Annotated in this window: 18 protein-coding genes and 2 tRNA genes (1 of these 20 only partly in view); 6 read left to right on the top strand and 14 right to left on the bottom strand. The window is 72.3% G+C overall.

Annotation, left to right across the window (positions count from 1 at the left end; all coding sequences use genetic code 11):
- From GA0070609_RS02925 to GA0070609_RS02900, 6 genes are all read right to left on the bottom strand, one after another.
- Positions 1-64 carry the 5' end (the start) of a carbon-nitrogen hydrolase family protein gene (locus GA0070609_RS02925; RefSeq protein WP_088992364.1) on the bottom strand. Its footprint begins 734 nt before the window's first position, so only the first 64 of its 798 coding nucleotides appear in the window; the start codon lies at positions 62-64; the stop codon falls past the left edge of the window.
- Between the two features lie 109 nt (positions 65-173).
- On the bottom strand, positions 174-1,469 hold the full coding sequence (gene clpX / locus GA0070609_RS02920) for an ATP-dependent Clp protease ATP-binding subunit ClpX (protein ID WP_088992363.1): 1,296 nt from the start codon (positions 1,467-1,469) through the stop codon (positions 174-176).
- Between the two features lie 207 nt (positions 1,470-1,676).
- Complete coding sequence (locus GA0070609_RS02915; protein WP_088992362.1) at positions 1,677-2,339, bottom strand: ATP-dependent Clp protease proteolytic subunit; 663 nt, start codon at positions 2,337-2,339, stop codon at positions 1,677-1,679.
- A gap of 10 nt (positions 2,340-2,349) precedes the next feature.
- A complete protein-coding gene (locus tag GA0070609_RS02910; RefSeq protein ID WP_088992361.1) occupies positions 2,350-2,991 on the bottom strand; it encodes an ATP-dependent Clp protease proteolytic subunit in 642 nt (213 codons plus the stop codon).
- A 173-nt stretch (positions 2,992-3,164) separates the two neighbouring features.
- Positions 3,165-4,511 (bottom strand): trigger factor, encoded by a 1,347-nt coding sequence (tig, locus tag GA0070609_RS02905; protein WP_088992360.1) that lies wholly within the window; start codon positions 4,509-4,511, stop codon positions 3,165-3,167.
- Positions 4,512-4,649: 138 nt separating this feature from the next.
- Positions 4,650-4,723: transfer RNA gene (locus GA0070609_RS02900), tRNA-Pro, on the bottom strand.
- Positions 4,724-5,073: 350 nt separating this feature from the next.
- On the opposite strand from GA0070609_RS02900, the gene GA0070609_RS02895 reads away from it, so the two are divergent.
- Positions 5,074-5,144 (top strand) — tRNA-Gly (locus GA0070609_RS02895).
- 53 nt (positions 5,145-5,197) lie between these two features.
- Here the strand turns inward: GA0070609_RS02895 and GA0070609_RS34025 are convergent.
- Positions 5,198-5,665: a tyrosine-type recombinase/integrase gene (locus GA0070609_RS34025; protein WP_231928512.1), complete on the bottom strand. Its 468-nt coding sequence runs from the start codon at positions 5,663-5,665 to the stop codon at positions 5,198-5,200.
- A 170-nt stretch (positions 5,666-5,835) separates the two neighbouring features.
- Here GA0070609_RS34025 and GA0070609_RS02885 point away from each other — a divergent pair, with 170 nt between their 5' ends.
- Together GA0070609_RS02885 and GA0070609_RS02880 are read left to right on the top strand one after the other, a co-directional pair.
- On the top strand, positions 5,836-6,438 hold the full coding sequence (locus GA0070609_RS02885) for a hypothetical protein (protein ID WP_172899251.1): 603 nt from the start codon (positions 5,836-5,838) through the stop codon (positions 6,436-6,438).
- Between the two features lie 306 nt (positions 6,439-6,744).
- A complete protein-coding gene (locus GA0070609_RS02880; RefSeq protein WP_231928511.1) occupies positions 6,745-7,398 on the top strand; it encodes a GNAT family N-acetyltransferase in 654 nt (217 codons plus the stop codon).
- Positions 7,399-7,466: 68 nt separating this feature from the next.
- Here GA0070609_RS02880 and GA0070609_RS02875 read toward each other — a convergent pair whose 3' ends face one another.
- From GA0070609_RS02875 to GA0070609_RS02855, 5 genes are read right to left on the bottom strand one after another with little or no spacing between them, the layout of a single operon-like run.
- Complete coding sequence (locus GA0070609_RS02875; protein WP_157748042.1) at positions 7,467-8,057, bottom strand: hypothetical protein; 591 nt, start codon at positions 8,055-8,057, stop codon at positions 7,467-7,469.
- A gap of 11 nt (positions 8,058-8,068) precedes the next feature.
- Positions 8,069-8,944, bottom strand: a complete 876-nt coding sequence (locus GA0070609_RS02870) for an ATP-binding cassette domain-containing protein (RefSeq protein WP_088992356.1) — start codon at positions 8,942-8,944, stop codon at positions 8,069-8,071.
- The gene (locus GA0070609_RS02865) at positions 8,941-9,630 is read right to left on the bottom strand and encodes an ABC transporter permease (RefSeq protein ID WP_088992355.1); all 690 of its coding nucleotides are present in this window, start codon (positions 9,628-9,630) and stop codon (positions 8,941-8,943) included. Before GA0070609_RS02865 ends, GA0070609_RS02870 begins: the two co-directional genes overlap by 4 nt.
- Complete coding sequence (locus tag GA0070609_RS02860) at positions 9,627-10,454, bottom strand: ABC transporter ATP-binding protein (protein ID WP_088992354.1); 828 nt, start codon at positions 10,452-10,454, stop codon at positions 9,627-9,629. The genes GA0070609_RS02865 and GA0070609_RS02860 overlap by 4 nt, the downstream gene beginning before the upstream one ends.
- Positions 10,451-10,789: a PadR family transcriptional regulator gene (locus GA0070609_RS02855; protein ID WP_088992353.1), complete on the bottom strand. Its 339-nt coding sequence runs from the start codon at positions 10,787-10,789 to the stop codon at positions 10,451-10,453. The genes GA0070609_RS02860 and GA0070609_RS02855 overlap by 4 nt, the downstream gene beginning before the upstream one ends.
- Positions 10,790-10,905: 116 nt before the next feature.
- Here GA0070609_RS02855 and GA0070609_RS02850 point away from each other — a divergent pair, with 116 nt between their 5' ends.
- Positions 10,906-11,730 (top strand): HAD family hydrolase, encoded by an 825-nt coding sequence (locus GA0070609_RS02850; protein ID WP_088992352.1) that lies wholly within the window; start codon positions 10,906-10,908, stop codon positions 11,728-11,730.
- Between the two features lie 64 nt (positions 11,731-11,794).
- Here the strand turns inward: GA0070609_RS02850 and GA0070609_RS02845 are convergent, their stop codons facing one another.
- Positions 11,795-12,592 (bottom strand): S1 family peptidase, encoded by a 798-nt coding sequence (locus GA0070609_RS02845; RefSeq protein ID WP_088992351.1) that lies wholly within the window; start codon positions 12,590-12,592, stop codon positions 11,795-11,797.
- Positions 12,593-12,812: 220 nt separating this feature from the next.
- Between GA0070609_RS02845 and GA0070609_RS02840 the strand changes: the two genes are divergently transcribed.
- Positions 12,813-15,935: an Hsp70 family protein gene (locus GA0070609_RS02840; protein WP_088992350.1), complete on the top strand. Its 3,123-nt coding sequence runs from the start codon at positions 12,813-12,815 to the stop codon at positions 15,933-15,935.
- A gap of 128 nt (positions 15,936-16,063) precedes the next feature.
- Positions 16,064-16,330 (top strand): hypothetical protein, encoded by a 267-nt coding sequence (locus tag GA0070609_RS02835; protein ID WP_088992349.1) that lies wholly within the window; start codon positions 16,064-16,066, stop codon positions 16,328-16,330.
- Positions 16,331-16,496: 166 nt separating this feature from the next.
- Here GA0070609_RS02835 and GA0070609_RS02830 read toward each other — a convergent pair whose 3' ends face one another.
- Positions 16,497-17,063 (bottom strand): hypothetical protein, encoded by a 567-nt coding sequence (locus tag GA0070609_RS02830; RefSeq protein WP_088992348.1) that lies wholly within the window; start codon positions 17,061-17,063, stop codon positions 16,497-16,499.
- Positions 17,064-17,092: the final 29 nt, after the last annotated feature.

Here is a 17,092-nt window from a genome sequence, read left to right as displayed (position 1 = left end):
CCGCGGCGGCGAGGTTGGCCTTCCGGTCGTCGCGGGCGTTGAGCTGGCAGACGGCGACACGCATGGCCTTCAGCGTACGGGCGGAAGCGCCGCCGCGACAGCGTCGGCTGGCGCGGGACGGGCCGTCAGCGACGCCCTCCGGTGGACCGCGGGCGTCGCCGGTGACCGGTGGATCAGGCGGACTTCTCCTCGCGGTCCCGCCGGGCGCGCCGGCCGGTGAACTCACGCGGGACGATGGTCGGGTTGACGTTCTCCAGGACGACCTCGCGGGTGATCAGCACCCGGGCCGCGTCCGGGTTGCTCGGCACCTCGTACATCGTGGAGAGCAGGACCTCCTCGATGATGGCCCGCAGCCCTCGGGCGCCCGTCCCCCGCAGCATGGCCTGGTCGGCGATCGCCTCCAGCGCCGGCTGGTCGAACTCCAGCTCGACCCCGTCCAGCTCGAAGAGGCGCTGGTACTGCCGGACCAGAGCGTTGCGTGGCTCGGTGAGGATGCGCACCAGCGCCTGCCGGTCGAGGCTGCGCACGTTGGTGATCACCGGAAGCCGGCCGACGAACTCGGGGATCAGGCCGAACTTCAGCATGTCCTCCGGCATGACCTGGCCGAAGATGTCGTCGGTCGACCGCTCGGAGACCGACCGGAGGCGGGCGCCGAAGCCGGTGCCGCCCTGCCCGGTGCGGGACTCGATGATCTGGTCGAGGCCGGCGAACGCGCCACCGCAGATGAACAGCACGTTGGTCGTGTCGATCTGGATGAACTCCTGGTGCGGGTGCTTACGGCCACCCTGCGGCGGCACGTTGGCCACCGTGCCTTCCAGGATCTTCAGCAGCGCCTGCTGGACGCCCTCGCCGGAGACGTCGCGGGTGATCGACGGGTTCTCCGACTTACGGGCGATCTTGTCGACCTCGTCGATGTAGATGATGCCGGTCTCGGCGCGCTTGATGTCGTAGTCGGCGGCCTGGATCAGCTTGAGGAGGATGTTCTCCACGTCCTCGCCGACGTAGCCGGCCTCGGTCAGCGCGGTGGCGTCGGCGATGGCGAACGGCACGTTCAGCATCCGGGCCAGGGTCTGCGCCAGGTGGGTCTTGCCGCAGCCGGTCGGACCGATCAGCAGGATGTTGGACTTGGCCAGCTCGACGGCGTCGCTGCCGGAGCCCGGCGCACCGGCCGCCTCGGCCTGGATCCGCTTGTAGTGGTTGTAGACCGCGACGGAGAGCGCCTTCTTGGCCTGGTCCTGCCCGACGACGTAGTTGTCGAGGAACTGGCAGATCTCCATCGGCTTGGGAAGCTCTTCCCACTTCACCTCGCCGGACTCGGCCAACTCCTCTTCGATGATCTCGTTACAGAGATCGATGCACTCGTCGCAGATGTAGACCCCGGGGCCCGCGATGAGCTTCTTGACCTGCTTCTGCGACTTGCCGCAGAAGGAGCACTTCAGTAGGTCGCCGCCGTCACCGATCCGTGCCACCTACGTTCTCCCTGCACTCATCGGCCGGAACCCCGGCCCTGACCTGCGGACGCTGTGCTCCGTCCGTCTCCTTCACCCCGCCGGATCCACCGGCGAAGCGGCACAGACCCGACGTTACCCGCTGGCGGGGCTTTCTCCGACCCCCAAAACGGGTGTGTCAGAGGTCGGCCGGGAGCGAACCCCGGCCGACCTCCGACCCGGTACCGGTCAGCTGGCGGCGTTCGCGGCCAGCAGCCCCTTCTTGCGACTGGTCAGGATCGTGTCGACCAGCCCGTACTCGCGGGACTCCTCGGCCGTCATGATCTTGTCACGGTCGATGTCCTTGCGGACCTTCTCGATCGGCTGGTTGCAGTGCCGGGAGAGCATCTCCTCCAGCTGGGTCCGCATCCGCAGGATCTCCCGGGCCTGGATCTCGATGTCCGAGCCCTGCCCGTAGCCACCCTCGGTGGCCGGCTGGTGGATGATGATCCGGGAGTTCGGCAGCGCCATCCGCTTGCCCGGGGTGCCCGCCGAGAGCAGCACCGCCGCCGCGCTGGCGGCCTGGCCCAGGCAGACCGTCTGGATGTCCGGCCGGACGTACTGCATGGTGTCGTAGATCGCCGTCATGGCGGTGAACGAGCCGCCCGGCGAGTTGATGTACATGATGATGTCGCGGTCCGGGTCGGTGCCCTCGAGCGTCAGCAGCTGCGCCATCACGTCGTTGGCCGACGCGTCGTCGACCTGGACGCCGAGGAAGATGATCCGGTCCTCGAAGAGCTTGTTGTACGGGTTCGACTCCTTGACCCCGTACGACGTGCGCTCGACGAACGACGGCAGGACGTAGCGGTTGTGCACGGCCGCGAACTGGGGCGGCAGGCTCAGATCGGTCATCGTCAGCTCCTCAGCTCAGGGTCCCGGCGCCATCCGGAACCTGCGCGGCCCCGATGATCACCTTGTCGATGAAGCCGTAGTCCATGGCCTCCTGGGCGGTGAACCAGCGGTCGCGGTCCGAATCCGCCTCGATCTGCGCCTGGCTCTGGCCGGTGTGGTGCGCGACCCGCTCCTGGAACATCCGCTTGGTGTAGAGCATCTGCTCCGCCTGGATGGCGATGTCGGACGCGGTGCCGCCCAGGCCGCCGGAGGGCTGGTGCATCATGATCCGCGCGTGCGGCAGGGCGTAGCGCTTGCCCTTGGTGCCGGCGCAGAGCAGCAACTGGCCCATGGAGGCCGCCATGCCCATGGCGACGGTCGACACGTCGTTGTCGATGAACTGCATGGTGTCGTAGATCGCCATGCCGGAGTAGACCGAGCCACCCGGCGAGTTGATCCAGAGGTTGATGTCGCGGTCCGGGTCCTCCGCGGCGAGCAGCAGCAGCTGCGCGCAGATGCGGTTGGCGACCTGGTCGGTCACCTCACTGCCCAGGAAGATGATCCGCTCCTTGAGCAACCGGTTGTAGACCGAGTCGTCGAGGTTGCCAATGTTGTCGCCACCGCGGGCCTCGATCGCCCGGAGCGGCTTCGCTGGGATGTGCATGTCGGTCATGGCAGCCCTTCGCTCTCCGTACCGTCCTACCCGACACTAACCGCTCGGCCGGGCCGCAGAGTCCCGGTCGGGGCACTGTTCGCTCTCAGCGCAGCTGCGCCGAATGCGTACCCCGAAAAGGGTTTCGGCCGCCGTCCACCGCGAACGGCGGACGGCGGCCTCCGCCTTGTCGATCAGTGCTCGTGGTCGTGCTCGGCCTCGTTCGCGGCGCGCAGCGCGTCGAGGGTGACCTCGTTGCCGGCGGTGTCGGTGATCTTGATCCGCTCCATGACCGAGGCCAGCGCCTTGCCGCGCCGGACGTCACCGAAGACCGCGCCGGCCGCGCCCGAGCGCACCAGCTGGTCGTAGTACTGCTGCGGAGCCATCCCGGCGCGCTGGGCCCGGTGCACGATCTCGTGACCGAACTCGTCGTCGGAGACCTGGACGTCCTCGGCGTCGGCGAGGGTGTCCAGCAGCAGCTGGATCTTCACGCCCTGGGTGGCCGCCTCGGTCAGCTCGGTGTCGATCTGCTCCTCGGTCTTCTCCTCGGCCGCGAGGTACTCCTCCAGCGAGGCGCCGATCCGCTCGAGCTGGTCGACCATCGCCTGCTTGCGGCTCTCGACCTCCTCGCGGACGACCCCCTCCGGCGCCGGCACGTCGGCGGCCTCGACCAGCTGCTCGAGGGCCTTGTCGCGGGCGGCGTAGATCTGCTCGACCCGCTTGCCGCGGGCGACCCGCTCCCGGAGGTCGTCGCGGAGCTCCTGCATGGTGTCGAACTCGCTCGCCATCTGGGCGAACTCGTCGTTGAGCTCCGGCAGCTCCTTCTCCTTGACGGTGCGCACGGTCACCGCCACCTCCGCGTCGCGGCCGGCGAAGTCGCCGCCGACGAGCTGGGTGGTGAAGGTGGTGCTCTCGCCGGCGGCCAGGCCGACCAGGGCCTCGTCCAGGCCCGGCAGCAGCTGCTTGCTGCCCACCTCGTGGGAGATGTTGCTCGCCGACCCGCCCGGCACGTCCTCGCCGTCGACGGTCGCGTTCAGGTCGATCTGGACGTAGTCGCCCTCCTGGGCGGCCCGCTCGACGGTCTTGAGGGTGGCGAACCGCTCGCGCAGGTTCTTCACCTGCTCGTCGATCTCGCTGTCGTCGATCTGCAGCTCGTCGACGGTCACCTCGACGGTGGACAGGTCCGGCAGGGTGATCTCCGGCCGGACGTCGACCTCGGCGGTGAAGTTCAGCGAGTCACCGTCGTTGAACTCGGTGATCTCGACCTCGGGGCGACCGAGGGTCTTCAGGTCGTGCTCGCGGACCGCGGCGAGGATGTTCTGCGGGATGGCCTCCTGCACCGCCTCGTTGAGGACGGTGCCCCGGCCCACCCGCTGGTCGATCACGGCGGCCGGCACCTTGCCACGGCGAAAGCCGGGAACCTGGACCTGCTGGCCGATCTCCCGGTACGCCTTCTTGAGGCTCGGCTCGAGCTCGACGAACGGCACCTCGATGGCGAGCCGCACGCGCGTCGGGCTCAGAGTCTCGACGGTGCTCTTCACAGGCGTACTCCTTGACGGATCTCGGTTTGAGTCTGGGCGCAATTGGCCCATCGAGTGTAGGCGAGCCGGCCAGGCACGCCGGCAGCGGCCGGGCACCGCACGAACGGCGGGCCCGGTGGCACCGGCCGCGGACGACAGTCGGGGTGGCGGGATTTGAACCCACGGCCCCTCGCTCCCAAAGCGAGTGCGCTACCAAGCTGCGCCACACCCCGTGGCGACGAGAAGTGTATGCCGTCGCGCCCCACCGGACGTGTCGGGTCCTCCCCCAACCCGCCGAACGCATACCAACCGGACACCCCGCTCGCGTCTCCCCGGGCGCCGCGCTGCCCCTGGGCGCGGGGCGAGGCGACGGACACCGGCTCGCGTGATCCCGGGGTGGCGCAGGCGGCCCCGGCGCCGGGCGAGGCGACTCCTGCACGGAAAGAGTGGCCTCCGCGCAACGGGAGGCCACTCTTTCCGTGCAGGAGTGCGGATCTTGGCGATCGGCGCGCCGGCACACGGCTGCGCGTCCGGGGAGGGGATTGGGTACGCTGTCGGCGCGCCCCGTGCTGTCGGGGCGTACGCGGGCGTAGCTCAATGGCAGAGCTTCAGTCTTCCAAACTGACGGTGCGGGTTCGATTCCCGTCGCCCGCTCAGCGATGGTGGCCCAGGTCAGAGGTAACTTCCGACCTGGGCCGCATCCATACTTATCGCTTGCCCTTCCGGGTGTGCCCGCTACGTGCCCGATCGCGTTCCTTGGCGATGCTGGCGCTGAGCGCTCCCGCGATGGACTTGTCACGCTCGGCTGTCGCGTGCTGGTAGATCATCGCGGCGCGGGTCGAGCCGTGTCCCATGCGCGCCATCAGGTCGGCCAGGCCGGCACCAGTGCCAGCGGCGAGGGTGGTCCCGGTGTGCCGCAGGTCGTGAAAGTGGAAGCCGGGCAGACCGGCAGCAGCCACAGAGGCGGACCAACCGGCCGCCTTCTGGAAGTTGGAGCGGCGCAGGGCAGCACCCTTCGCGCCGGTGAAAACCAGGGCGTCAGAGTCGTCGGCTACGAAGTCGCGCAGGTGACGCCGGAGATCCGGGCGGATAGCCGCCGGAATGGTGACGGAGCGACGGCCGGCAGCCGACTTGGGCGGGCCAAAGATTCCGGCAGCGCCCGCACGAGCCGTCAAGGCCCGCTTGACATGGGGGGCCGAGCGGCGGCCCGCTTCCCTGCGGCATGTCTCGAACCCGCTACGGTGGCTCGGCTCAACCGGGACCGTGGCACTGGTGGATGGACCTCCGGCCTTTCCCGAGCGAGAGGCTGTGCAAGTCTGATCAACGATGTGATGGGGGATCGCTGGTGGGACAGCGGCACGTGCGGAAGATGTTGCGGAAGATGGCCGGCGGGCAGCCGGTGGAGGTCGAGCAGGTGGCCACGTTGCGCTCACTCGCCCTTATGGCCGCTGTTGCCGAGCAATTCGGTTACGCGTACACGGACACACGGCAGCGACACCGCAACGGACCGCAGCTGTTCTTCGTACCCGACCCCCGTCCGCAGGCCCGCGAAAGGGCCGAGCGGAACCGAGTGCAGTACCCGGATGCTTCCACCGGGGGCGCACTGCCCCCCGTGCCTGCCGACGTGCTGGATCTGTTCAAGGCCCGTATCAGCTACGACCTCGAGGGCTGGAACGACGACAAGCAGCGAACGTGGCTCCTCTATGTCGTCCTCACCGTGCTGTGCGCGATCCTCGGTGTGCGGCTCGGGCTAGGAGGGACGTCCCCCACCGCCGCCGCGGCTGTCGCCGCCGTCACCTGGGCGGCGCTGATGTCTGTCACCCTATTTTTGGTCTCCATTCGTCGACGCAGACGGGCTAAGTTCGCTGCGATCCTGGAGGCGGCCGGGTTCACGCAGACGACTGAGCAGAGCGGCCGGGAGCGGTATCTGCCGCTGACGCACCAGTAGGCCGCACAACCGCGGCGATCACGAACAGGGTGTCGGTGGTGGCGGAGAGCCGGTCGTGCCGGTTACGTGCCCGTGAGGTCGGTCAACAAGGGTCAACAGCAGCTCCTACCAGCTCCGAGCCGTGACTGTCCGGGAGGAAGGCCACCCGATCACCAGTGCCGCCGCGAGCGCGTGCCGGCAGATCAAGGCACCTTCCAAACTGACGGTGCGGTTTCGATTCCCGTCGCCTGCTCCACGACAACCGCTTCCACCTGCCCGTGCCCGGGCTGCTCGGTAACCCGGTGGCGCGGCCAGGTGCTGGTCACGATGATCGAGCTCGTGCTTGCCGACCTGTGGCCCCTGTATGGCCTGACCGTCTCCACGCCACGACTCGAGCTGCGCCTGCCCCGCGAGGAGGAACTGGCGGTCCTCGCCCACCTCGCCGGCAGAGGCGTCCACCGCCCAGACGAACGTCCGTTCCTGACGCCGTGGACCGACGGCACTCCCGAGGACCGGGCGCGGGTCGTGCTGCAGGGTCACTGGAGCCGGCTCGGCGGGTGGAGCGTGGCAGCGTGGCAACTCGGGCTCGGGGTCTTCCGCGACGGAGAGCCGCTGGGCGTCGTCACGCTCCGAGCCCGCGACTTCCCGGTGGTCCGGGAGGTCACGACCTCCTCCTGGCTCGGTATCGAGCACCAGCGCAGGGGCTACGGGACCGAGGCCCGGGTCGGTCTGCTCACGCTGGCGTTCGACCACCTCGACGCCCGGGCCGCGCTCACCGAGGTGTTCCAGGACAACCACGCCTCGCAGGGCGTCTCCCGCAAGCTCGGCTACGAGCCCGACGGCATCTCGGTCGACGCTCGCGGCGAGGAGGCCGTGGTCTCCGACCGCCTACGGCTCACCAGGGCGAAGTGGGCTCAGCAGAGCCGGCCCACGGCGAGGGTCGAGGGGCTGTCGGCCTGCCGTCCGATGTTCGGCCTCTGACGGTCCTGCTATTCCGGGGCGTCACCCGTCCGGGGAGGCCGGACGGTCCACGAGTGCCCGGGCCGTGGTCAGTCGCTCGCCAGGTCGCGGCGGACGGCGATGACCGCCGCCGCGCCTGCCAGGACGGTCCAGGCAGCGGCGACAAGGAGGCTCCGGTGGTCGCCGGCGCCGGCACCCAGGAAGGAGGAGAACGGCAGCGGCGCCTCGAACCTGCCGATCAGGCCCTCGACGAAGACGAACCATCCGGCGTAGCCGAGGAACAGCCAGGTGGGCCGACGGACGATCGCCGCGTTCGCGGCAGCGAACCCGGCGATGATCGGCACGACGGTCAGGATGGCCTGGTAGCGGGACGCTTCATCCCTGGCGACCACCGTGACGCCGCTGATCGCCGCGAAGCCCGTCGCCACGATCACGCTGGTGATGACCTGGCTGACCAGGACCAGCGCCCGTCGGGGTCGGGCCAGGTACAGCAGGACGGCCGTCCGGTGTTGATGGTGCTGGGCCACGATCATGACGGCGATCCCGAACGCGCCCATCCCGGCCAGCAGTGCCCAGGCGTCGATGTTCAGAACGCCGAACAGCATGCCCAGCACGCCGAACACGACGATGGAGGCCCGGCTGGACCGGATCGTCACGGCTCGGTAGAGCTCGCTGCTCACCAACGCGATCATCAGCCGGCCGCCAGGTCGAGGAAGATCTGTTCGAGGTTCGGGGTGTCGACGGTCAACTCGTGGAGCGGCACCCCCGCGTTGAAGGCGATGTCACCCGCGGCCTCGGGGGACAGTCCCACCACCTCCAGGGTGTGTCCGTCGGTGGTGACCCGAGCCCCGAAACTCTCGAACGCCTGCCGGAGACGTCGGGGGTCGCGACCCCGGATTCGCAGTCGGTGACCCGCGGTCCCGTACAGGCTGGCCAGCGGCGCCGCACATCTGATCTTCCCCTTGGCGATGATGACGACGTCGTCGATGAGCTGCGCCAACTCGGAGAGCAGGTGACTGGAGATCAGTACCGTCCCGCCCTGCCGGGCATGGTCCCGCAGCAGTCGGCGAAGCCACGCGATGCCCTCCGGGTCGAGGCCGTTCGCCGGCTCGTCGAGCACCAGCACCGGCGGGTCACCCAGCAGTGCTGTCGCCACCGCCAGGCGCTGACGCATGCCCAGCGAGTAGTCGCCACTGCGCTGGTCCGCGGCACGCGCCAGCCCGACGTAGTCGAGCAGTTCGTCGGCGCGTGAACGGCGCACACCGGCCGCGATGGCCTGTGCGACCAGGTGCGCCCGCCCGGTCTGCCCCGGATGGCTGAGGCCCTGTTCGAGGACCGCACCGACCTGTGCCGGTGGGTTCACGAGGTCGCGGAACCTGCTGTTGTTGATCAACGCCGCGCCGGCGGTCGGTCGGGTCAGACCGAGCAGCATCCGCAGCGTCGTCGTCTTGCCCGCGCCGTTGAGCCCGAGGAACCCGGTCACCCTGCCGGGTCTGGCCGAGAAGCTCACGCCGTCCACGGCGCGGACTCCGCCGTACTGCTTGGTGAGCTCGACGGCCTGGATCACGGCTGGGCGAACCGCAGGTGCCGGCGGTGGCGGAGCCGGACCGCGGCGGCCACGGCGACCAGCACGGTGAGCACGACCGCGAACGTGAGCCCCTGGGTCAGCCCCCGGACGAGGTAGCCGCCGTCGGTGTGGTCGATGGCGTACGTGCCGATCTCGCGGCTGAACCAGAACGGCAGCGCCCGGGTGGTGGTGTCGGCCGGGTCCATCACCATCTGCAGGCCGACGATCGTCAGCAGCACCAGCGTGCCCTCCAGCTCGCGGGGCAGGGCCGCGCTGAGCAGCAGGCCGAACGGGGTGGCGACGGCCACCGTCAACGCCATGATGAGGGCGATCGCGCCGTACCGGACGTCGTGCTGGTCGACCAGGATCAGCACGAAGTACGGCGCGGACAGCAGCACACCGACCGTCCACAGGGCGAGCAACCGCCCGAGCACCAGGTGCAGACTGCCGTAGCCGGACAGCCGCAGCCGGGGCTCCATCCCGCGCGCCGCGCTGCCGGCGAAGAGCGCGGCGGTGCTCAACGCCCAGCCCAGCCCGAGGCAGACGAACCGGATCGACTGGCCGAGGTGATCGCCGCGACGGCTGAGGTAGAAGGCCAGCGGCAACAGCAGCAGGATGAGCAGCACGGAACGGCGGCGCAGCAGTTCGCGCAGCGCGCTCTCGGCCACCACGAGGATCTTGGTCATGCGCGGGGCTCCCGGGCGGCGGTCAGGTCGAGCACGATGTCGACGCGGTCCAGCTGGTTGAGCAGGTGGGTGACGACGACGATCGCCTTGCCGGCGTCGCGCCACCGCCACACCTCGTGCCAGAAGTCGAGATAGGTGCCCCGGTCGAAACCCTGGTAGGGCTCGTCGAGCAGCAGCACGTCCGGTTCACCGAGCTGGGCCAGCACCAGGTTCAGCTTCTGGCGCGTACCGCCGGAGAGGTGCCGCGCCTGGGTGCCGGCCGGCGGCGCCCAGTCCAGCACGGCGGCTCCGGCCCGGCCGGCCCGGCGGGCCGCGGCCCGGTTCAGGCCCCGGCCCGCACCGACCAGCACGAAGTGCTCGTCCGGGTCGAGGAACTCGGCGGTGCCACCGTCCTGCGGGCAGTAGCCGAGCGTGCCGTGCACCCGCACCGTGCCGGCGTCCGGGCTGAGCATTCCGGCGCAGATCCGCAGGAAGGTGCTCTTGCCGGCCCCGTTGGCACCGACCACCGCGGCGATCTCCCCCGCCCGGACGGTGAGGTCGACCCGGTCCAGGACGGTCCGGCCCCGGTAGCGCTTGCTGATGCCCTGGGCCGCGAGCCGGACCGGGCCCGGCTGCCGGCGGGGCGGGCGCTGGTCTGGGCCGCCGAGGCTGTCCGCGACCGCCTGGGCGTACACGTCGGGCGGCCCGAAGACCCGCAGCGGCGGTTCCCCGCTCTCGCGCAGGTGGGTGGCGGCCTCGGCGACGACGTGTCCGGCCAGGTCGGGCCCGACGCCGTGCCGGCGCAGCTCGCCGGTGAGGGCGGCAAGCCAGGCGTTGTGGTTCACCGGTTCGACTCCTCGTGCAGAATCGTGCCGACGCTCGCGGCGAAGGCGGTCCAGTCGATGGCGGCCGTACGCAACGCCGCGCTGCCGGCCGGGCTGATCCGGTAGTACTTGCGCGCCGGGCCGGTCTCGCCCTCCCGCCAGTGCGCGGTGAGCAGGCCCGAGCGCTGCAACCGCAGCAGCACCGGGTAGAGCGTGCCGCCCTGCACGGTGCCGAGCCCACTGGCCTTCAGCGCCTGCGACAGCTCGTAGCCGTAGGACTCTCCCCGGCTGAGCAGCCCGAGGACACAGAGGTCGAGCACCCCGCGCAGCCACTGCGCCCGCCGTTCCTGGTTCATCCGGCGCCGCCCAGACCTGCTGGAAAGATCACGCCGACAACCTAGCGCCGCCATCTAGCTAGCGCAACAACCTAGCTTGCCGACGCGACCGCCGACGGCATGGCAGGATCCGTCCGGTGGGCGGGCGACGGGACGTACGGGCCGTGGTCACCGATCTGGACGGCACGATCGTCCGGGCCGACGGCACGGCGAGCGAGGCGACGGTGGCGGCCTGCCGGGCACTGCGGGCGGCCGGGATTCCGCTGGTGGCGGCCACCGCCCGGACCCCGGCGGGAATCCGCGCGCTGGGCGGCCTCGCCCCGCTGATCTCCATCGCCGTCTGCTGCACCGGAGCGATCGGCTACGACCCGGCCGGTGACCGGTACCTCTGGCGGGAACGGATGCCGCGCGAGACGCTCGTCGGGCTGCTCGACCGCCTCTCCGGGCAGTTGCCGGAGGCGGAGGTGGCGGTCTACGACGGTCGGGCCTGGTTCATGACCGCGGCCTACCGGGCCGTCCGGGGAGTCGACCACTTCGGACCGCGAGCGGTGGTGGAGCGGCGGTGGCTGCCGCAGGTCGACGCGTGCGTGGCGGCCGTGTGCCATCCCGGTCTCGGTCCGCCCGCGCTGATCGCCGCGCTCTCCGCCGTCGGTGCCGCGCCGGTCGTCGCGAGCTTCGGCCAGGCCGGCCATCGGGTCGTCGAGGCGGCCCCGGCCGGCGTCGACAAGGCCAGCGGGGTGCGGCGCGCCCTCGCCGCGCTGGACGTGCCGCCCGAGTACGCCGTCGCGTTCGGCGACATGCCGATCGACCTGCCGATGTTCGCCGCCGTCGGGCTCGGCGTCGCGATAGCCGACGGGCACCCGGAGGTGCTCGCCGCGGCGGGCGACAGCACCGGCGGCGTCGACGAGGACGGATTCGCCGCCTGGCTGCGCCGCGAGCGGGTGATCGGCGCGGAGGCCTGAGCTCCCGACCGGCACGCCGGTGGCCCGGCCGCCGGACGCGGCCGGGCCACCAACCACCGTACGGTCAGCCGCCGAGACTGGCGGCGGCCGACGCGATGGCCGAGGCGAAGGTGCTCACCTGGGTGTAGACGCCGGGGTAGTTGGGCCGGGCGCAGCCGTAGCCCCAGCTGACGATGCCGACCTGGATCCAGGCGTTGGTGGCGTCCCGGCGGAACATCGGGCCGCCGGAGTCACCCTGGCAGGTGTCCACGCCGCCGCTGGCGTAGCCGGCGCAGATCTCCTCGCTCGGGATGATGTCGCCACCGTAGTAGTTGTCGCAGGTGGTGTCGTCGACGAAGGGGACGGTCGCCTTCAGCAGGTAGCGCTGCTGCGGGCCACCCTCCCGGGCCGCGCCCCAGCCGGCGACGGTGAAGGTGCCGTTGTCGTACGCCGTGGTGTTGGCGATCTTTAGGGTGCTGAGCGAGGTGACCGGGGTGGCGAGCCGGATCAGCGCCCAGTCCTTGCCGGCGCCGTTGTAGCCCGGCGCCCGGTAGACGTAGTTGGACCGGACCTGAATCCGGCTCGACGACTGGAGGTCAACCACGCCGAGGGTGGCGGTGATGCTGGTGTTGGTGCCGGTACGGCCGACGCAGTGCGCCGCGGTGAGCACCAGCCGCGGGCTGTAGAGCGACCCGCCGCAGCCCATCGAGAGCCGGACCATGAACGGGAACTCGCCCTGCGCGGCCCGGGTCCCGCCGACGACGTACGGGGTCATGCCGTCGTCCGGCGCCGCGTTGGCCGGCACGGCCGCCACGAACGTTCCGGCGGTGACCACCGCCAACACGGCCGCCATCCGGCCGACGAGTCTGCGCCAACGCACCATGGGTCCCTCCAAGCCTCGACGGCGCGGCTCGTGACCACGCCGTAGCTGTGATGGCGGGAGCGTACGCAACTCAATCGATAGATGGCAATGCATGGATTTCATCCCGGCTCGGTCATACGACGGACCGGCGCGTCGGGCCGACCGGCCGACCCGGTGGCGGCGCGGGCTGCGTACCATGCGGGACCGGGCATCCCCTCGTCCCGCGCGGAGGTATCGGCAGATGGCAGGCCAGCACGAGGGGTACGCCCTCGGCGTCGACCTGGGCACGTCGAACACGGTAGCGGTGCTCCGCCGCCCGGACGGGCAGACCCGCCCGCTGCTGCTGGACGGCCAGCCGATCATCCCCTCCGGTGTGTACGCCGACGCGGACGGGGTGCTGCACGCCGGCCGCGACGCCCAGCGACTCGCCCGCACCGAGCCGGGCCGGTACGAACCGCACCCGAAGCGGCGGATCGACGAACCCGCGGTGGCCCTGGGCGACCGGCGCTATCCCCCGGCGGAACTGCTGGCCGCCACCCTGCACGCGGTGGCCCGGGCCGCGGTCGAGGCGGTCGGCTTCCTGCCCCCGGCGGTGCTCACCTGCCCGGCGACCTGGGACGCGCCGCGCCGCCAGGTGCTCAGCGACGCGCTGGCGCTGGCCGGGTGGCCATCCGCGGCCGAGCACACCATGTCCGGCCCCACCCCGCCCGGGACCCGGCTGCTGCGCGAACCGGTGGCCGCCGCCCGCTACTACACCCAGGTGCTGCGCCGGCCGGTGCCGGTCGGCGGCACCGTCGCGGTCTTCGACTTCGGCGCCGGCACCCTGGACGTCGCCGTGCTGCGCAACGAGGGCGCCGACCCGTGGGGCGACTCGGGATTCACCGTGGTGGCCGCGGGCGGCGCCGCGGACCTCGGCGGCCTGGACGTGGACGCAGCCCTGTTCGACCGGCTTGGCGAACTGGTCGCGAGCGCGCATCCGGAGCGCTGGGCGACGTTGACCCGGCCGGAGTCGACCACCCAGTGGCGGGACCGCCACCAGCTCTGGGAGAACGTCCGGGGCGCCAAGGAGATGCTCTCCCGGGCCACCGTCGCGCCGGTCGCCGTACCGGGGGTGGACGCGGCGGTCCCGCTCACCCGGGACGACCTGGAGCGGGTGGCCACCCCACTGCTGCGCCGGGGGGTGGCGGTCACCCGCGAGGTGCTCGACACGGCCGGCCTGCACCCGCAGCAGCTCGCCGGTCTCTTCCTGGTCGGCGGCGCCACCCGGACCCCGCTGGTGGCCCGGTTGCTGCACGCCGAACTCGGGGTGGCGCCGACGGTGCTGGAGCAACCGGAGCTGCCGGTGGCCGAGGGCGCGCTGACCGACCTGCCGCTGCCCCGCCCGGCCCGGGTGGCGGCCGGATTCGGGGCGCCCGCGCTCGCCCCGCCGCCGCCCGTCCCGGCCCCGCCACCCGCCGCGCCGGCGCCCGTCCCGGCCCCGGGCGACGGGCCCACCGTGCCCGCCGCGGCCCCGGCGCAGACCACCCCGGCGGCACCGCACCCGGTCAGCCCCGCCGCGCCACCACCGGTCCCGGCGCACCATGGCGCCCACCCCGACGGGCTCGCCGGGCCAGCGCCGCAGACCGTGCCCGCCGCGCCCCCGACCAGCCCAGCCGCACCGCCGGCTCCGGCCGGACCGCCGCCACAGACCGTGCCCGCCGCGCACCCGACCAGCCCGGCCGCACCGCCGCCGGTCCCGGCCGGCTCGGCGCCGGCCCAGCAGGGCCTCCCGGCGACGCCGGGCCATGCCCCGACAGCACCGACCGTCCCGGCGCCCAGCGCGGCCGCTGCGCCGCCGGCGGCCACGCTGGTCGGCCCGCCCCCGCCGCCCGCCACCCTCCCCGAGCCGCGGCCGCCGGTCGGCGGGCCGCCCGGCGCGCCCCCGGCCGGGCCGGTCGCGCCGCCACTGGGCTGGCCCGGCGTACCCGTCTCCGGCGCGCCGGTGTCGCCGCCGCCCGGCGGCCCCCGCGTCTTCCGACGCCGGGCGCTGTGGATAACGCTCGGTGCCGTACTGGCGCTCGCCGGCGTCTCCGTGGCGGCCGCGCTGTACCTGACCCGGGACCGCTACCCGGCCCTGGAGTGGCAGAACCCGGTCGCCGAGGTGAAGCGGATCCCCGCCGGCGAGGAGCGCCCGACGGACATGTTCACAGCGGTCCTCGGCGACCACGGTTACCTCGCCCACCCCCTGCCGGACGGCCGGCTGGAGGTGGTCGCGGTCGACACCCGCACCGGCGGGCAGCGGTGGCGCCGGCAGGTCGGGTCATCCACCCAGCGGTGGGAGCGGATCGTCGCGCTGCCCGGGGCGGTGGCGGTCTTCGCCGACGCCAGTTCCAGCGACACCCCGCGGGACCTGATCGTCCTCGACGGCGCGTCCGGTGACCGGCGGTGGGACGAGCCGATCCGGGGCGACGACGACGTGCTCTTCGCCGAGAACGTCGCGGTGCTGGTCGACCGGACCCTGCACCGGCTGGTCGGACTGCGACTGGACGACGGGGCCGAGGCCTGGACCCTGGCCAACCCGCGCGACGAGTACGGCGGCGCCCGCACCAGCGTGTACCGGGTCACCACCGACGAGGCGCTGGGCGGACCGGCGTACCCCAGTGGCGCCCCGCGCGACCCGTGGCGGGGTGACGCCCGCCGGATCGTGCAGGTCGGCGCGGATCGCTCGGTACGGCTGATCGACACCGACACCAGGACCGTGATCCGCACCCGCGCCGGGGCGGCCGACCTCGACGACCTGGTGATGGCGCACGGCGACCGGCTCTACGTGGCCGACGACGAGTCGCGTTACCAGTTGCTGGCGTACGACCTGACCAGCGACGCGAAGCCGGAGCTGCTCTACACCGCCGGCGACGGACGGCGGCCGGAGGCGCTGGTGCCCTGCGGCGAACGGCGGGTCTGCCTGCTCGAGGTGGCCGGTGGCGACGCGAAGACCACCGAGGTGGTGGCGGTCACCGAGGAGCGCGCGGAGCGCTGGCCGGCGCCGGAGGCGACCGTGCTGGTGCCGCTCGGCGAGCACGTGCTGGCCCGGCGTACCTCGCCGGAGTCGGCCAGCACGCTGTTCGGTCCGGACGGCAGCGGGGTGCTGAAGGACCGGGACGGGGTGGCGGTCCGGATCGACGCGGGCAACCTGCTGGTCTTCGCCGATCGGCTCAGCTCGGTCTCCGACGACCGCAGCGTCGCCGGGGTGCCGGTGAGCTCGGGCAAGGTGGTCGAGCTGGGGCAGCTCAAGGACGTCCGGAGCGACACCTGCTCGTGGAACACCACCGTGGTGGTCTGCGGCGCGGACAAGGACTACGTGCTCTACCGCTTCGCCGAGCAGTAGCCCCAGCCCGCCGCCCGCGCCGCCCGCGCCGCCCGCGCCGGCCCGCCGCCCGCGCCCCCGCCCGCCACCCGTGCCGGCCGCGTCGGCCGCCCGTTTTGCGGTGGGACGCCCCGGGTAGGGCATCGGCTATGGACACGAACACGAAGGCGCACCTGGTCGGTGGGCCGCGCGACGGCAGCACCCACGACGCCGGCGACAGCGCGCTGCTGGAACTGGAGATCGACGGGATGATCCACCGCTACGTGCGGACCACGAAGCGGCACGGCGAGGACGGCACGGTCTACAACTACGACGGCATGGTGGCCCCGGGCGGCGGCGAGCCGGGCGTCGAGGACCCGGCCGCCCGGGTCGCCTCGCCCCGGGCGGACGCCGAGGGGCACGGCGGCTCCCACTGAGCCATCGATCAGCGACACGGTCGGCGCGCCCGGCCACGGATGATCCGCGGCCGGCCGGGTAAGCAGCGGCCGTCCTGGTGGAGAGACGACCTCGGTCGCGGTACCCGCGATCGGACGCCCCGGGCGGGCGGCGGCAGGCCGGCCCGTCCGGGGCGTACCGGGGAGATCAGTTGTTGGTGATCCAGTTCCAGGCCGACACGACCCACTCGGTCTGCTGCAGGTAGGCGATGCCGAGGCCGGCCAGGAAGACCGCGGTCACCAGGTGCGCGCCGCGGGCGCTGCGGCGTACCCGGCCCAGCTGCCGCTCCAGCACCACCCGGCCGAGCAGCCGGGCGAGCGTGAAGAGCCCGGCCGCCACCAGCAGGCTCAGCACGAAGATCAGGAACGGGCCGGTCAGGTCGCCACCGCCGGAGATCGCCCAGATGCCCCAGCAGACGAAGGCGAAGAGCACGCCGGCCGCGCTCCACTCGCCGCCACGCCGCAACTGCGCCATGTGCCAGCTCATCGGCCGCCGTGGCGAAGGCCCGCCCGGCCAACCGGTGCCGGTCGGCTCCTCGACGACCGGGAACGGCTCGGTGCGCGGCGTCCGCGGCCGGCCGACCGACGCCACCCCCGGCCGGAACGCGTCGCGCTGCGAGGGCACCCCGACGCCGGGCTGCGGCGGCACCGCGGCACCCGGCTGCGGCGGCACCTCGACGGTCCGCTCCGCCCACGGCTGCGTCTGGTCTGCCATCTCGTCCCCTCCCCTGGACCGGCGGCGGC

The organism is Micromonospora echinaurantiaca (assembly GCF_900090235.1).
GTDB classification, from domain to species: domain Bacteria; phylum Actinomycetota; class Actinomycetes; order Mycobacteriales; family Micromonosporaceae; genus Micromonospora; species Micromonospora echinaurantiaca.
Note: the sequence above shows the minus strand (reverse complement) of the source record. Positions and strands in the feature narration are given on the sequence as shown.

Excerpts from the sequence above, each read along its gene's own strand:
- GA0070609_RS02915 (WP_088992362.1), bottom strand. The coding sequence starts at position 2,339 with ATGACCGATCTGAGCCTGCCGCCCCAGTTCGCGGCCGTGCACAACCGC.
- GA0070609_RS02855 (WP_088992353.1), bottom strand. The coding sequence starts at position 10,789 with ATGAACCAGGAACGGCGGGCGCAGTGGCTGCGCGGGGTGCTCGACCTC.
- GA0070609_RS02830 (WP_088992348.1), bottom strand. The coding sequence starts at position 17,063 with ATGGCAGACCAGACGCAGCCGTGGGCGGAGCGGACCGTCGAGGTGCCG.
- GA0070609_RS02840 (WP_088992350.1), top strand. The coding sequence starts at position 12,813 with ATGGCAGGCCAGCACGAGGGGTACGCCCTCGGCGTCGACCTGGGCACG.
- GA0070609_RS02865 (WP_088992355.1), bottom strand. The coding sequence starts at position 9,630 with ATGACCAAGATCCTCGTGGTGGCCGAGAGCGCGCTGCGCGAACTGCTG.
- GA0070609_RS02835 (WP_088992349.1), top strand. The coding sequence starts at position 16,064 with ATGGACACGAACACGAAGGCGCACCTGGTCGGTGGGCCGCGCGACGGC.
- GA0070609_RS02880 (WP_231928511.1), top strand. The coding sequence starts at position 6,745 with ATGATCGAGCTCGTGCTTGCCGACCTGTGGCCCCTGTATGGCCTGACC.
- GA0070609_RS02845 (WP_088992351.1), bottom strand. The coding sequence starts at position 12,592 with ATGGTGCGTTGGCGCAGACTCGTCGGCCGGATGGCGGCCGTGTTGGCG.
- GA0070609_RS02910 (WP_088992361.1), bottom strand. The coding sequence starts at position 2,991 with ATGACCGACATGCACATCCCAGCGAAGCCGCTCCGGGCGATCGAGGCC.